This window comes from Brevundimonas sp. FV2ps16, assembly GCF_058681075.1.
Genome location: NZ_CM178728.1, coordinates 2739857 through 2754326 on the forward strand (window position 1 = coordinate 2739857; position 14470 = coordinate 2754326).

Here is a 14470-nt window from a genome sequence, read left to right on the forward strand (position 1 = left end):
GAATCGGCAAGGGACCCCTGCCGTCTGCCTGCCTATCGCAAAATCGGGGCCGGAATGGAACCGTCGATCACGCAGGCCCGAAAGGATTTGCAGCCAGGTTCTCACCCGGCTGCAGACGAATTGATCAGAGCGCCGAGTCGAGCACGCCCTTCATCCAGCGCGGATGTTCCAGAACGCGGCCGCAGCCGATGGCGACGCACGACAGCGGATCGTCAGCTACCGAAACCGGAAGGCCGGTATGGTCGCGGATCTCGATGTCCAGGCCGCGCAGCAGGGCGCCGCCGCCCGTCAGCATGATGCCCTTGTCGGCGATGTCGGCGGCCAGTTCCGGCGGGGTGGCTTCCAGCGCGACCTTCACGGCCTCGATGATCTGGGTCACCGGCTCGGCCAGGGCTTCGGCGGCCTGGCGTTCCGAGATACGCACCTCGCGCGGCACGCCCTGCATCAGGTCACGACCCTTGACCTCGATCGACAGGCCTTCGCCGTCGGCCGGAATACGGGCGGTGCCGATGTCCTTCTTGATGCGTTCGGCGGTCGTCTCGCCGATCAGCAGATTATGGTTGCGACGCATGTAGCTGATGATGCTGTCGTCCATCTTGTCGCCGCCGACGCGGACCGAACGCGAATAGACGATGCCCGACAGCGACAGGACGGCGACTTCCGTGGTGCCGCCGCCGATGTCGACGACCATCGAGCCGGTCGGTTCGTGGATCGGCAGGCCGGCGCCGATCGCGGCGGCCATCGGCTCGTCGATCAGGCCCACGCGGCGGGCCGAAGCGTTAAGGCAGGAGTCGTTGATGGCGCGACGCTCGACCGCCGTGGCGCCGGACGGCACGCAGACGATGATCTTCGGATTCACGAAGCCCTTGCGGTTATGCACCTTGCGAATGAAGTGCTTGATCATCTCTTCGGCGACTTCGAAGTCGGCGATGACGCCGTCGCGCATCGGGCGGATGGCTTCCATATGGCCCGGGGTGCGGCCCAGCATCTGTTTGGCCTCTATGCCCACGGCGTGGACGATCTTGCGTCCGCCGACATTACGCAGGGCCACGACCGAAGGCTCGTTCAGGACGATGCCCTTGCCCTTCATGTAGATCAGGGTGTTGGCGGTGCCCAGGTCCATCGCGATGTCGTTGGAGATCGCGCCGAAAAGGGAAAAGCTCATGGGAATCGATACCGTTGTTCTTTGACCGAGGGCGTCAGTTTCGCAGTTGACCTGGCGACGCCCCGCTGCCCTGACATCCCCTTGCCGGACAGCTTCCTGATCGTCTTCGCCATGCCTACCGCTGGCTCGTGTGCCCGTATGAAACAGGGAATACAACCCCCTTCGCGTGACGGACCCCAGTTCACCCCCAGCCCTGTATAAGCTTGGCCCTTGAGGCCGTTCACGATAGCGTCATGAGGGGGACGAACGGCCTGTGAAACATGCTGCCTTCGCGCCCGCAATTCAGTCGCCGCGTGCGACCTCGCGGCGTCTGACCCATTCGCGCACGCCCAGCATCAGCCCCAACCAGGCCAGGGCGACCCCCGCCAATATGGCCGAGGTCCAGATCCCGTCACCGCTGACCGCCGTCATGAAGGATCCGCCGAAGAAGGCCACCAGGGCCGTCTTGGGCAGCACACCTAGGGCGCACCCGGCCAGGAAGCCGGGGAAGGACGCCCGCGCCGCGCCGAACGCCATATTGACGACGATGAAGGGCGCCGAGGGCACATTGCGGATCATGAAACTGGCGTAGAAGGCGTTCTGGCCCACGAACCGGGTCAGCCGCCCGACCGTCTTGCCCCCGTGCCGCTCCAGCAGCCGCGCCGTCGGCCCGCGCCCCATCCAGTAGGTGACCGCGGCAGAGGCGACCGTGGCGAGCCAGCTGTACAGAAAACCGAACCACGGCCCGAAGGCCACGACGCACGCGGCGATCAAGATGAACTGCGGCGCCCCGAAGAAGGCCGCGACCGTGAACACGATCACCGCCGCCGGCAGCCCCCACGGCCCATGCCGGAACCCGCCCAGCCAGGCTTCAAGCCGCACCTCGGCGTCCAGCCCCATCTGGCTCTTGCCCAAGGCGAACAGGGCGACCATCGCGCCCAGCAACACGACCGTCGCCAGCACGGCGCGCCAGCGCCGCGCCTCCATATTGGACAGGAAATCGAGGATCCAGCGCATCAGACGGGCCGCTTATCACCGTGACCGGCGATTAGCGAGCGTCGGCGGATTGTCCCGGACGGCGACCGCGCGTAAGGAACCCCGCCTTCCCCGGCACGAACCTTCCAAGATCGACGGGATACCCATGTCCAGCCTGCAATCTTCCGCCCTCGCCCGCGTCAAGCCTTCGGCCACCATCGCCGTGACCGCCCAGGCCCGGAAGCTTAAAGCCGAGGGCCGCGACGTGATCGGCCTCGGCGCCGGAGAGCCGGACTTCGACACCCCCGAGAATATCAAACAGGCCGCCATCGACGCGATCAACCGCGGCGAAACCAAATACACCGACGCCGACGGCATGCCCGAGCTGAAGAAGGCCATCGTGGCCAAGTTCGCGCGCGAGAACGGCCTGACCTACGACGTGTCGCAGATCCACGTCGCCCCCGGCGGCAAGCCGGTCATCTTCAACGCCCTGGTCGCCACCCTGAACCCCGGCGACGAGGTCATCGTGCCCGCCCCCTACTGGGTCTCCTACCCCGACATGGTGCTGCTGGCCGGCGGCGAGCCTGTCACCGTGATCGGCGAGGAGAAGGACGGCTTCAAGCTGCGTCCCGAGGTGCTGGAGGCCGCCATCACGCCCCGCACCAAGTGGCTGATCCTGAACAGCCCGTCCAACCCCACGGGCGCCGCCTACACCCAGGCGGAGCTGCTGGCTCTGGCCGACGTCCTGCGTCGCCACCCGCACGTCTGGGTGCTGACCGACGACATGTACGAGCACCTCGTCTACGGCGACTTCGAATACTTCACCATCGCCCAGGTCGCGCCCGACCTGATCGACCGCACCCTGACGGTCAACGGCGTGTCCAAGGCCTATGCCATGACCGGCTGGCGCATCGGCTACGCCGGCGGTCCCAAGCCCTTGATCGACCTGATGCGCAAGGTGGCCAGCCAGACCACCTCCAACCCCACCAGCATCAGCCAGTGGGCGGCGGTCGAGGCCCTGAACGGAACCCAGGACTTCATCCCCGAGCGCAAGGCCGCCTTCGAGAAGCGTCGCGACCTGGTCGTCTCGATGCTGAACCAGGCGACGGGTATCACCTGCGCAACGCCCGAAGGCGCCTTCTACGTCTATCCGTCCATCACCGGCCTGATCGGCAAGACGACGGAAGCGGGCGTAGTCATCGACGGCGACTCGACCTTCGCCGCCGAGTTGCTGAACGCCGAAGGCGTGGCCGTGGTCCAGGGCGAGGCCTTCGGTCTGTCGCCCTATTTCCGCATCAGCTACGCCACCTCCGACGCCGTGCTGGAAGAAGCCTGCACCCGCATCCAGCGCTTCGCGGCCTCGCTGCGCTGACAATTTCGGGCGGGGGCCTCGCCTCCGCCCGACATGCAGCACACTCGACGCTTGCATGATGACAGCCCTGCCGTTCAGATGACCGTCTGAACAAGGGAGACGTCATGCTCGCACTCTTTGCTGCTTTGGCCTTAGCGACTTCGGTGGAACCCGCCCCCGAGCCCTTCTCGGTCGCATCCGCCGACGGTTATGTTCTTCAAGGGGTGACCGACCGGCCGGACGCAGTCCCTATCGGCGCCGTCATCCTGGTGGCGGGCACCGGCGCTTTCGACCGCGACATGAGGTTTGGCCGATCCGGCACGCCGCGCGACGCCGTCTTCAAGGATCTCGGTCAGAGGTTCGCGGCGCGTGGCCTGACCGCAGTTCGATACGACCGGCGCGGCGTGACCTTCAACGCGCCGCCCGCCTCGGCCGTGGACGCCCTGGCCATTCCCGGCGTTACGGCCGAGAACCTGAGCCTGGACGCGGAAGCCGTCTTGGCCTGGGCCCGCTCTCCCGCCGGTCTGAACGCCAAGTGCATTGTGATCTTCGCCCATTCCGAGGGTGCAGTTCACGTCGCCGGCGTCGCGGACGGCGGCCGGCAGTCCGCACCCGACCTGATCATCGGCATGGGCGCCCCGCTGGAAAGCAAGGTCTCAGCCGTCAAATGGCAATCCACCGGTCGGGATGCGGATTCGCTTCTGATGATGGACGAGGATGGCGACGGCGTCGTCACCAACGACGAAGTCCGCAAGACTTGGCAGACCACGCCCTCCGGCGTCTTCGGTCGACTGGAGCCCTTCCTTCAGCCCGACGGCGCCTGGAGCGCCGAAGAGATCGCCTCGGTTCGGACGGTGCAGACGACCTTGTACGAGCAGGGCAAGACAGCCGCCCTGGCCCAGGCCGACGACGTCCCCTACCCCAATGCCCAGACGCCCGCCTTTAGCTACGGCTGGTGGAAGTCCTGGTTCACGGACGACCGCCCTATCGCGACCCGTTTCGCCGCTTGGAACGCCCCGATGAGCCTGCATTACGGCAGCCTGGACTCGCAGGTTCGCGAGGATCGCCAGCGCCAGGCCGCGTCCGGCGTCCTTGCCCCCGAGCGGACGCGGTTCGTCACGCATCCGGGTCGGGGCCATACGCTGGGTCCAGAGGTTCTGCTCGGACGATAGACGAGGCCATCGCCGACCAGATCGCCGCCGAGGCCGAGGCTGCTTGCCGCTGACGCCCGGTTTGGCGCGGCTCAGAACACCGTCACCTTCGCCGGTGTCGCCGGGTCGCGCGTGCCTGCCGCCGTCGCCACGCCGTTCTTGACCAGGGCGATGCCGACCGATCCTTCGCCGCCGGTCTTGGTCAAGGTGCAGCGGCCGTTGTCGCCGGGCAGGCGTCCATGGCGGTCGCCCCGCCCCTGCTGCGTCATGATGTTCATCCAGCGGTCCCGCTCATAGGGACTGATCCAGACCGTCACTGGTCGAAATCGACAGACCAAGGTCCAGGACGCCCCCTGCGGCGCGGCGACCGACCAGGGCAGGCCCTGATAGGCGTCCTTGCCCACATGGGTCTGGGCCTCGGCGGCGATGCTAGGCCCGAGCGCCAGAATCGCCGCAAGCAAAAGCCTTCGCCCCATCACACCCTCCCCCGTTTCCGGGAGAGGATGCCGCAGTCAGGGCCGGCTGGCCATGCCCAGCTTGATCGGCTTGGCGTCCTCGGCCAGGGCGCCGCGCTTGACGCCCCACAGCAGGATGATCGGCGCGCCGACATAGATGGACGAATAGGTGCCGATGATGATGCCGAACATCAGGGCGATCGAGAAGCCGAACAGGGCCTCGCCCCCGAACACGGCCAGGGCCGCCAGCACCATGACGGCGGTCACGCCGGTGATGATGGTCCGCGACAGGGTCTCGTTCAGCGACAGGTCGATCACCTCGCCCAGGGGCATGGTCTTGTACTTGCGCAGGTTCTCGCGAAGACGGTCGAACACCACCACGGTGTCGTTCATCGAATAACCGATGACGGTCAGGATGGCGGCGACCATGTTCAGGCTGAACTCCAGCCGGAACAGCACGATCAAACCGAAGGTCAGCACCACGTCGTGCAACAGGCCGATCACGGCGCCGAAGCCGAACTGCGGCTCGAACCGGAACCAGATGTAGAGGAACATCAGGCCGATGGCGACGGCCAGGGCCAGCAGGCCCGAGGTGAACAGTTCGCCCGAGACCTTGGAGCCGACGACGCTGACGCCCGAATACTGGACCTCGCCCACGGTCTGGCTGATGGCGGTCTCGACGTGGTTGACCACCTGGGTCTGGTCGCGGCCTTCCGGCACCTGGAAGCGCAGGATGGCGGTTGAGCCATCATCAATATTGGTGTCGCGGCGGGCGATGCCCTGCACCTGGACGTCGCCCAGATTCAGGCCGTTCACCGCCTCACGCACATTGTCTAGCTGGATCACCTGACCGGCCGGCTTGGACACCTCCATCGAGGCGCCGCCCCGGAAGTCGATGCCCATGTTCAGGCCGGGAATGAAGCACGCCACGATTGAGGCGACGCACAGAACCACCGACAGCACCGCGGCGAACCGGGCGTATTTGACGAAATGAAAATTCGTCTTCTGCGGCAGCAGTTTGATGAGGGGCCATCCACGCATCGCCATCACTCCGCTATCGGCAGTTTTTTGGGCTTGGCGGTCTTGAGCCAGTAGGCCAGCAGCACCTGGGCCACCAGAACCGACGAGAACACCGAGGTGAAGACGCCGATGCTCAGCGTCCAGGCGAAGCCGCGCACCGGGCCGGCGCCGAAGACGAACATGATCGCCGCCGCCACCAGGGTGGTGACGTTTGCGTCCAGGATCGTGCCCCAGGCCTTGTTGAACCCGGCGTCCATGCTGGCGATCACGCTGCGGCCCGACCGGGCCTCGTCGCGCATCCGCTCATAGATCAGAACGTTCGCATCCACGGCCACGGCGAAGGTCAGGATCAGACCGGCGATGCCCGGCAGGGTCAGGGTCGCCTGGGTCAGCGACATGGCCGCCACGATCAGCACCCCGTTCAGGATCAGCCCCAGCACCGACACGCCCCCGAACAGGAAGCCGTAGGCCAGGATCATGAAGACTACGATGATGCCGAAGCCCACGGCGGTGGACAGGGCGCCCGCCGCCACGGCGTCCGCGCCCAGTTCAGCCGTCACCGTACGGCGTTCCTCGACGTTCAGCGGCGCCGGCAGGGCGCCCCCGTTCAGCAGGTTCACCAGGGTGGCGGCTTCCTGGATCGAGAAGCTGCCGGTGATCTGGCCCGACCCCGTCGTGATCGCGCTCTGGATCGTCGGGGCCGAAATGACCTTGCCGTCCAGGATGATGGCGAAGGGCTTGCCCAGATTGGACGCAGTCGCCTCACCGAACCGGCGTGCGCCGGCGCCGTCGAAGCGGAAGTCGATGGCCGGGCGGCCGCTCTCGTCCGCGCCGACGCCGGCCCGGGTCAGGTTCTCGCCCGAGACCAACACGCGCTTCTTAACCAGATAGGGCGTGCCCTGCTCGTCCATCAGCAGTTCGGCGTCGGGCGGCACGCGGCCGGCCATGGCGTCGGTGATCGAATTCTCGCTGTCCACCATCTGGAAGGTCAGCTGGGCCGTCTGGCCGATCACTTCTTCCAGCTTGCGCGGATCACTCTCGCCCGGCGCCTGGACCACGATCCGGTCGGCGCCCTGGCGGGTGATGGAGGGTTCACGCGTGCCCAGGCTGTCGATCCGGCGGCGCACCACCTCGATCGACTGATCCACGGCGGTCGATCCCATGCCTGCCAGGGCCGTGTCCGTATAGGCGAAACGGATGCGGTCGCCACCCACGCGGGTCGCGGTCCGTTCGACCTGACCCGACGGTCCCGCCGCCCCGGCCAGCTGGCGCAGGGCTTCGAAGGCCGCCGTCTGCTGGCCAGGATTGGCCAGGGTCACGATCACCCCGCCGGCTTCACGCTGGAAGCCGTTGGTGGCGACGCCCTCGCCGTTCAGCGTGACGCGCACATCCTCGATCAGGTTGGTGATGCGCTTCTCGCGCATCGCCGCCACATCGACCTCCAGCAGCAGGTACGATCCGCCCTGCAGGTCCAGCCCCAGGTTCAGGGCGTTCTTCGGCAGCCAACCGGGCATGGCCTCCCGCTGAGCCGGACTCAGCAGGTTGGGGAAGGCCAGCAGGCAGCCCAGGATCGCCGAAACGACGACGAGAATGACTTTCCAGCGCGACAGCTGAATCATGAGGACAGTCCAGGTTCAGCGATACGCTTGGGTCTCAGGCCTTGGAATCGTTGGCGGCGATGGCGGTGCGGTTGCGCACTTCGGCGATCATCGTCTTGACGACGCGCACGTTGACGCTGGGGGCGATCTCGACATTGACCTCACCCTCTTCAACGCGGGTCACCTTGCCGATGGTGCCGCTGGACAGCACGACGGTGTCGCCGCGCTTCACGGCGGCGATGGCGGCCGCATGTTCCTTGGCGCGCTTCTGCTGCGGACGGATCAGCAGGAAGTAGAACAGGATGAAGATGGCGACGATCGGCAGGAACTGCATGATCACGGCCATCATGCCGCCGTCAGCTGGGGCGCCCATGGGTAGTCTCCGAACATAAGAGGGGCGGCCCTCGTCGGCGCCCCATTAAAACGAGGCGCGGAACCTAGGGCCGCGCTTCGCGGATTGCAACGCGGCTAGAGCCTGATCGTCGTGGGCGAAAGCGCACAGCGCCCAAGTGCGGCTAAGACCCACGGCGTGAATCAGGCTCCTGAACGGCCGTCAGCGCGGCAATACGGTCAGCGGATCGACCGCGACGGGGTCGTCGCCGCGCATCTGGCGGGTCTCGAAATGGATCGACGGGCGACCATCGCCGGCCGTCAGGCCCACGGTGCCGATCTGCTGGCCGGCGCGCACGTCGTCGCCGTCCTTGACCGTGGCCGAACCCAGATGACCGTAAACCGTGCGCCAGCCGCCGTTGTGGACCACCAGGACCGTCAGCCCCTGCCCCACCAGGTCGTCGCCCACATAGGCCACCCGCCCGCCGGCGGCCGCCACGACCGAGGCGCCGGCCGAGGCGCCGATATTGATCCCATTATTGCGCTCGCCCATCCCCACCGGGCCGAACCGCCGCAGGACATCGCCCCGCACCGGCCATTGCAAGGCGATGGGACCGCCCGCGATCGGCGTTGTCGACGGCGCGGCGCTGACCGGCGGACGAGCGGGGGTCTCAACCGGCCGTGTCTGGGCCGGCAGGGCCGCATTGCCCGAGGGCGGCGGCGGCGGCGGCGGAACCACGCCGGTGTTCGGCACCAGCACCCCGGCCGGCGACGGCCCGGTGGCGTAGGGATCGCGCCCTGTGTCCACGGCGGAGTCAGGCAGGATGATTCTCTGACCGCTGCTGATCGCTCCACGCGGCCCCAGGCCGTTCAGGTCGATCAGGGTCTGCACCGGCGTCTGGAATCGCCGCCCGACGCCCGAGATGGTGTCGCCCGGCTGGATCACATAGGCCGCGCCCGGCATGACCACGGTGGACGGCGAAGCCGGAGCGGGCGTTGCCGGATAGGTCGGCGCAGCCGAAACCGGCGGCGGCAGGGCCCCGCCCTCCACCGCCCCGACCGGGGCCGTAACGGGCGGCTGATAGGGCTGGCCGGGCTGTCCATACGGGCCCTGCTGAGCTGGCGGCTGGCCCCCCTGCCCCGCCGTCTGCCCGACCGGCGTGGGTCGCGTCGAATACTGCGGCTCGGACGGATAGGTCATACAGGCCGCCGCACTCAGCGACGCCCCCGCGATCACAGTCGCTCTCATCCAGCCCGAAATCACCGCCACCGGCCGCTCCTCACATAGTTAAATCCGCCCGCCCGGTGTGCCCGCTCGCGCCGCCCAAGCCAAGCCCGCAATCATCGCCAAAGTTGGGCGGGAAGGTTAACGGCGAGACGGCGTGACTCGTGAGAGGTGAATCGTGAGGTGAATCGAGGGGCGACATTCAGTCACGACTCACGAGTCACCACTCACGCCTACCTACCCCTCCTTCGCCGTCCCCTCGACCAGAGGCACGAACCGGACTTCCGTCAGGCTCTCGCGGTGGAACGACCCGTCGCCCTGGCCCACATAGCGGTGCAGCATCTGCACCGAGGTGCGCCCCACGGGCGCCACCAGCACCCCGTTCGGCTTCAGCTGTTTCAACAGTTCGGTCGGCTCGCCCGGCGAGGCGGCCGTCACCATGATCCGATCGAAGGGCGCCTGTTCGATCCAGCCCAGGCCGCCGTCGCCGTGTTTGGTGATGACATTGTCGATCTCCAGCGTCCGCAGCTTGGCCTCGGCCTCGACCAGCAGGCTGCGATACCGCTCCACCGAATAGACATAGCGGGCCAGCCGGCTCAGCACCGCGCACTGGTATCCGCTGCCGGTGCCGATCTCCAGCACCCGGTGGCGGGGCTGGACGTCCAGGGCCTGGGTCATCAAGCCGACGATATAGGGCTGGCTGATCGTCTGGGCGCAGTCGATGGGCAGGGCCTGGTCTTCCCAGGCCTGGTCCAGGAATTTCTCGTGCACGAAGACCGCGCGGTCGATGCTCTCCATCGCGGCCAGCACCCGGGGGTCCGTCACCCCCTGCTGGCGCAGCGACAGGATCAGCCGTCCGGCGCGGTCGTCGTGCAGGTTCATGCGGCCTTCACCGCCTTTGGCGGCGCCCCGCCCAGCACCTTCTTCAGGTCATGGACGCTGGCCATATGGGTCAGGTCGATGTGCAGCGGCGTGACCGAGATCCGCCCCGCCTCAATGGCCCTCAGGTCGGTGCCCTCGGCATGCTCCTGCTTCTCGCCGCGGAAGCTCATCCAGTAATAGTCGCGTCCGCGCAGGTCGGTGCGCCGCACCGCATGCATCTCGCCCACGTCGCGGAAGCCTTGCGTCGTCACCTCGATCTGCTCGACCCGTTCGGGCGGCAGATTGGGGAAGTTCAGGTTCATCACCACCCCGTTGGCCCATTTCTGGTCCAGCAGCTTGCTGATGATGGCCGGCGCAAAGGCCTCGGCCGTCTCCCAATGGGCGACCACCTCGTCGTGGAACCGTTCCAGACTCTGGCTCAACGCGATGGAGCGGATGCCGAAGGCCATGCCCTGCAGGGCGCCCGCCACCGTGCCGGAATAGCTGACGTCCTCACCGATATTATGCCCCCGGTTCACGCCGGACAGCACCAGATCCGGCCGCTCCGGCATCAGGTCATTGACCGCCAGCACGACGCAATCGGTCGGCGTCCCCGTCACCGCGAACCGTTTCTCGCCCAGCTTATGCACCCGCAACGGCTCGCTCAGGGTGATCCCCCGCCCCTTGGCCGACTGTTCGACGGCGGGCGCGCACACCCAGATGTCGTCGCTCAGCGTCCGCGCGATCCGCTCAAGGGATTCAAGACCTTCCGCCTCGATCCCGTCGTCGTTTGTCAGGAGGATTCTCATGCCATCTCCCCCCCTTGGGGGGAGACAGGCGCGCGAAGCGCGCCAGAGGGGGGCAAGGCGGAACAGTCGCGGGGGCGGCAGGCCCCCTCCACCGCTTCGCGGTCCCCCTCCCCCAATGGGGGAGGATTAAGCGCCCACATGGGTCAAACCTCCCATATACCGCTGCAACACCGTCGGCACCGCGATCCGCCCGTCCTCCTGCTGGTAGTTTTCCATGATCGCCACCAGCGTCCGGCCGACCGCCAGCCCCGACCCGTTCAGCGTATGGACGAACTCGGTCTTCTTCTCGCCGGCCCGCTTGAACCGCGCATCCATGCGCCGCGCCTGGAAGTCCCCGCAGTTCGAGCAACTGCTGATCTCGCGATAGGTCCCTTGGCTGGGCAGCCAGACCTCCAGGTCGAAGGTCTTCTGGGCCGAAAAGCCCATGTCGCCCTTGCACAGCAGCATCCGCCGGAACGGCAGTTCCAGCGCCTTCAGCACCGCCTCGGCGCAGGCCGTCATCCGCTCGTGCTCGGCGTCGGAGTCTTCCGGCCGCGCGATCGACACCATCTCGACCTTGGAGAACTGGTGCTGGCGGATCAGCCCGCGCGTATCCCGCCCCGCCGACCCGGCTTCAGCGCGGAAACAGGGCGTCAGCGCCGTCATCCGCATCGGCGTGGCGAGGTCGTCCTCGGACAGGATGGTCTCGCGCACGAGGTTGGTCAGGGAGACTTCGGCGGTGGGGATGAGGTAACGAGCGTTAAGAGACTCGCGAAGGTTCGTCATGAACCAGAACGGTTCGCCCTTTTCATAGCGTGTGACGCCTTCGTTGACGGCTTTGCTTATCTCTTCAAAAGCCACATTGAAGTCACCTGTCTTGAAAAGGTCCTCCTCAAACTTCGGCAGCTGCCCGGTCCCGAACATCGCCTCGTCCCGCACCAGCAGCGGCGGGTTCACTTCCAGATAGCCGTGCTGGTCCGTCTGCAGGTCCAGCATGAACTGGCCCACGGCGCGTTCCAGCCGCGCCAGTTGGCCCTTCAGCACTGCAAACCGGGCTCCCGACATCTTGGCCGCAGCCTCGAAGTCCAGCATCCCCAGGGCTTCGCCCAGGTCGGCGTGATCCTTGGCCGGGCCGCCTTCGCGTGGGGTTCCCCAGCGCGAGACCTCGACATTGCCCGCCTCGTCCTCGCCGTCCGGCACGTCCTCGGCCGCCAGGTTCTTCAACCCCGCCAGCAGGTCGCGCAGTTCCTTGCCCACGCGCGCTTCGACCTCGGCCGCCGCTGCGATGTCGCCCTTCAGCGCCTCGACTTCTGCCTTCAGCCGGTCGGCCTCGGCCATGTCCTTCTTACCCATGGCGGCGCCGATCAGCTTGGAGGCGGCGTTGCGCTTGGCCAGGGCGTCCTGGCCCGTGGTCTGGGCGTGGCGCAGTTCGGCGTCCAGCCGCAGGATGTCCGCCACCAGCCCGTCCGGCTCGTCCACCCCGCGCGACGACCAGCCCGCGACGTAAACCTGGGGGTTCTCGCGAATGGCTCGGATATCGTGCATGGTCTGGAACTTCGGCTGGGCGGGAGAAGCCGAACGCTCTACCCGCCCGCGCGGAGTCGGGCAACGGCGACAATGGCGCGAATCCCTTCGCCCCCCTATCTTCCCCCTCCCATGCCCATCCGCCGCCTCTCCCCCGAAACCGTCAACCGCATCGCCGCCGGCGAGGTGGTCGAACGGCCGGCCAGCGCCATCAAGGAACTGGTCGAGAACGCCCTGGACGCGGGGGGCCGCAATATCGAGATCCAGGCCGACGGCGGCGGCCTGTCGCGCATCCTGATCGCCGACGACGGCAAGGGCATCCCGAAAGACGAACTGCCCCTGGCCATCGAACGCCACGCCACGTCGAAGCTGGAACCCGACGACGCCGGCGACGTGGACCTGTTACGTATCCACACCCTGGGCTTCCGGGGCGAGGCCCTGCCCTCCATCGGCTCGGTCGCCCGCCTGTCGATCACCACCCGATCCCGCGACGCGACCGAGGCCTGGGTCATCCAGGTCGAGGGCGGCGCGACCCGCCCCCTGGCGCCCGCCCCCTTCCCCGGCCCGCACGGCGCGCGGGTCGAGGTGCGCGACCTCTTCTACGCCACCCCCGCCCGGCTCAAGTTCATGAAGTCCGAACGGTCCGAGGCCATGGCCATTTCGGAAGAGATCAAACGCCAGGCCATGGCGCATGAGGCCGTCGCCTTCACCCTGTCGCTGGACGGCAAGGTCGCCCTGCGCCTGCCCGCCGAACACCCCGGCGACGAGGGCCGGTTGAAACGGCTGTCGGCCCTGCTGGGTCGCGACTTCGAGGCCAACGCCCTGCTGATCGACCAGGCGCGGGACGGCGTGCGCCTGTCGGGCTACGCCGGCCTGCCCACCTATTCGCGCGGCAATGCGGCGCATCAGTATCTGTTCGTCAACGGCCGCCCGGTGAAGGACCGGCTGCTGCAAGGGGCCCTGCGCGGCGCCTATGCCGACTTTCTGGCCCGGGACCGGCACCCGGCCGCCGTCCTGTTCCTGGACATCGACCCGCTGTACGTGGACGTCAACGTCCACCCCGCCAAGGCTGAGGTCCGGTTCCGCGACCCGGCCCTGGTGCGCGGCCTGATCGTCGGCGCCCTGCGCCACGCCCTCCACGCCGCCGGCCACCGCGCCTCCACCACCGTCGCCGCCGACGCCATGGCGGGGTTCCAGCCCCACACCGGCGTCTCCACCCATTTCGGTTCTGGCCCGGCCTACAGCCCCAGTTCCCCGTCGGCCCAGGGCTTCAGCGGCTGGACCGGCTGGTCCCAGCCCGCCGCCGCCGCCCAAGTCCTGCCCGGCCTCAACGAACGCAGCGCCCGCGTCGAACCCAGCTGGGACGGGCCCGCCTGGCCCCAGCAGGCGCCCGCCGACGCCGCCCGTCACGACCCACGCTTCACCCCTCACGCCCCCATCGACCCCCTCGACTACCCCCTGGGCGCCGCGCGGGGCCAACTGCACGCCAACTATATCGTCGCCCAGACCCGCGACGGCCTGGTCATCGTCGATCAGCACGCCGCCCACGAGCGGCTGGTCTATGAGCGGATGAAGGCCCAGATGGCCGAGGGATCCGTGACCCGCCAGGCCCTGCTGACGCCCGAGGTGGTCGATCTGGACCCGGCCGAGGCCGAACGCGTCGCCTCGCGCGCCGAGGAACTGGCCGAGATGGGCCTGATCGTCGAGGCCTTCGGCGCCGGCGCCGTCCTGGTCCGCGAGACCCCGGCCATGTTGGGCGACACCGACGTCCAGGGCCTGATCCGCGACATCGCCGACGATTTAGCCGAACACGGCCTGGCCCTGTCGCTCAAGGAACGCCTCGCCGCCATCTGCGGCACCATGGCCTGCCACGGCAGCGTCCGCTCCGGCCGCATCCTCTCGGCCCCCGAGATGAACGCCCTCCTCCGCCAGATGGAAGCCACCCCGCATTCGGGCCAGTGCAACCACGGCCGCCCGACCTATGTGGAGCTGAAGCTGCACGATCTGGAGAAGCTGTTCGGGCGGCGGTGACGGCAGGGACCAAATCG

Annotated in this window: 13 protein-coding genes; 3 read left to right on the forward strand and 10 right to left on the reverse strand. The window is 67.7% G+C overall.

What is annotated here, in order from left to right; all coding sequences use genetic code 11:
• Positions 1–124: 124 nt before the first annotated feature.
• Positions 125–1165 carry a rod shape-determining protein gene (locus tag ACW170_RS13185; protein WP_008260883.1) on the reverse strand — a complete coding sequence of 347 codons (1041 nt, stop codon included), beginning with the start codon at positions 1163–1165 and terminating at the stop codon, positions 125–127.
• A gap of 282 nt (positions 1166–1447) precedes the next feature.
• On the reverse strand, positions 1448–2161 hold the full coding sequence (locus tag ACW170_RS13190; protein ID WP_492087104.1) for a TVP38/TMEM64 family protein: 714 nt from the start codon (positions 2159–2161) through the stop codon (positions 1448–1450).
• A 124-nt stretch (positions 2162–2285) separates the two neighbouring features.
• Here ACW170_RS13190 and ACW170_RS13195 point away from each other — a divergent pair, with 124 nt between their 5' ends.
• Both ACW170_RS13195 and ACW170_RS13200 read left to right on the forward strand, forming a co-directional pair.
• On the forward strand, positions 2286–3491 hold the full coding sequence (locus tag ACW170_RS13195; RefSeq protein WP_492087105.1) for a pyridoxal phosphate-dependent aminotransferase: 1206 nt from the start codon (positions 2286–2288) through the stop codon (positions 3489–3491).
• Positions 3492–3595: 104 nt separating this feature from the next.
• Entirely contained in the window at positions 3596–4642 is a 1047-nt protein-coding gene (locus ACW170_RS13200) for an alpha/beta hydrolase (RefSeq protein WP_492087106.1), read from the forward strand.
• 71 nt (positions 4643–4713) lie between these two features.
• On the opposite strand, the gene ACW170_RS13205 is transcribed toward ACW170_RS13200, so the two are convergent.
• The 8 genes from ACW170_RS13205 to serS form a co-directional block, all read right to left on the reverse strand.
• Positions 4714–5097, reverse strand: coding sequence for a hypothetical protein (locus tag ACW170_RS13205; protein ID WP_492087107.1), 384 nt, complete (start codon positions 5095–5097; stop codon positions 4714–4716).
• A 36-nt stretch (positions 5098–5133) separates the two neighbouring features.
• The gene (gene secF / locus ACW170_RS13210; RefSeq protein WP_492087108.1) at positions 5134–6123 is read right to left on the reverse strand and encodes a protein translocase subunit SecF; all 990 of its coding nucleotides are present in this window, start codon (positions 6121–6123) and stop codon (positions 5134–5136) included.
• Positions 6123–7715 carry a protein translocase subunit SecD gene (gene secD / locus ACW170_RS13215; protein ID WP_492087109.1) on the reverse strand — a complete coding sequence of 531 codons (1593 nt, stop codon included), beginning with the start codon at positions 7713–7715 and terminating at the stop codon, positions 6123–6125. The genes secF and secD overlap by 1 nt, the downstream gene beginning before the upstream one ends.
• A 34-nt stretch (positions 7716–7749) precedes the next feature.
• Positions 7750–8067 (reverse strand): preprotein translocase subunit YajC, encoded by a 318-nt coding sequence (gene yajC, locus ACW170_RS13220; RefSeq protein ID WP_271166406.1) that lies wholly within the window; start codon positions 8065–8067, stop codon positions 7750–7752.
• A gap of 180 nt (positions 8068–8247) precedes the next feature.
• The gene (locus tag ACW170_RS13225) at positions 8248–9294 is read right to left on the reverse strand and encodes a peptidoglycan DD-metalloendopeptidase family protein (RefSeq protein WP_492087110.1); all 1047 of its coding nucleotides are present in this window, start codon (positions 9292–9294) and stop codon (positions 8248–8250) included.
• A gap of 192 nt (positions 9295–9486) precedes the next feature.
• Positions 9487–10131, reverse strand: coding sequence for a protein-L-isoaspartate(D-aspartate) O-methyltransferase (locus ACW170_RS13230; protein WP_492087111.1), 645 nt, complete (start codon positions 10129–10131; stop codon positions 9487–9489).
• Entirely contained in the window at positions 10128–10919 is a 792-nt protein-coding gene (surE, locus tag ACW170_RS13235; protein ID WP_492087112.1) for a 5'/3'-nucleotidase SurE, read from the reverse strand. Before surE ends, ACW170_RS13230 begins: the two co-directional genes overlap by 4 nt.
• 126 nt (positions 10920–11045) lie before the next feature.
• Positions 11046–12443 (reverse strand): serine--tRNA ligase, encoded by a 1398-nt coding sequence (gene serS / locus ACW170_RS13240; protein ID WP_492087113.1) that lies wholly within the window; start codon positions 12441–12443, stop codon positions 11046–11048.
• A 111-nt stretch (positions 12444–12554) separates the two neighbouring features.
• On the opposite strand from serS, the gene mutL reads away from it, so the two are divergent.
• On the forward strand, positions 12555–14453 hold the full coding sequence (gene mutL, locus ACW170_RS13245; RefSeq protein ID WP_492087114.1) for a DNA mismatch repair endonuclease MutL: 1899 nt from the start codon (positions 12555–12557) through the stop codon (positions 14451–14453).
• Positions 14454–14470 lie beyond the last annotated feature (17 nt).

Coding starts and splice junctions, on each gene's coding strand:
- ACW170_RS13195 (WP_492087105.1), top strand. CDS start 2,286: ATGTCCAGCCTGCAATCTTCCGCCCTCGCCCGCGTCAAGCCTTCGGCC.
- ACW170_RS13230 (WP_492087111.1), bottom strand. CDS start 10,131: ATGAACCTGCACGACGACCGCGCCGGACGGCTGATCCTGTCGCTGCGC.
- ACW170_RS13185 (WP_008260883.1), bottom strand. CDS start 1,165: ATGAGCTTTTCCCTTTTCGGCGCGATCTCCAACGACATCGCGATGGAC.
- mutL (WP_492087114.1), top strand. CDS start 12,555: ATGCCCATCCGCCGCCTCTCCCCCGAAACCGTCAACCGCATCGCCGCC.
- ACW170_RS13205 (WP_492087107.1), bottom strand. CDS start 5,097: ATGGGGCGAAGGCTTTTGCTTGCGGCGATTCTGGCGCTCGGGCCTAGC.
- ACW170_RS13190 (WP_492087104.1), bottom strand. CDS start 2,161: ATGCGCTGGATCCTCGATTTCCTGTCCAATATGGAGGCGCGGCGCTGG.
- serS (WP_492087113.1), bottom strand. CDS start 12,443: ATGCACGATATCCGAGCCATTCGCGAGAACCCCCAGGTTTACGTCGCG.
- yajC (WP_271166406.1), bottom strand. CDS start 8,067: ATGGGCGCCCCAGCTGACGGCGGCATGATGGCCGTGATCATGCAGTTC.
- secD (WP_492087109.1), bottom strand. CDS start 7,715: ATGATTCAGCTGTCGCGCTGGAAAGTCATTCTCGTCGTCGTTTCGGCG.
- secF (WP_492087108.1), bottom strand. CDS start 6,123: ATGGCGATGCGTGGATGGCCCCTCATCAAACTGCTGCCGCAGAAGACG.
- surE (WP_492087112.1), bottom strand. CDS start 10,919: ATGAGAATCCTCCTGACAAACGACGACGGGATCGAGGCGGAAGGTCTT.
- ACW170_RS13200 (WP_492087106.1), top strand. CDS start 3,596: ATGCTCGCACTCTTTGCTGCTTTGGCCTTAGCGACTTCGGTGGAACCC.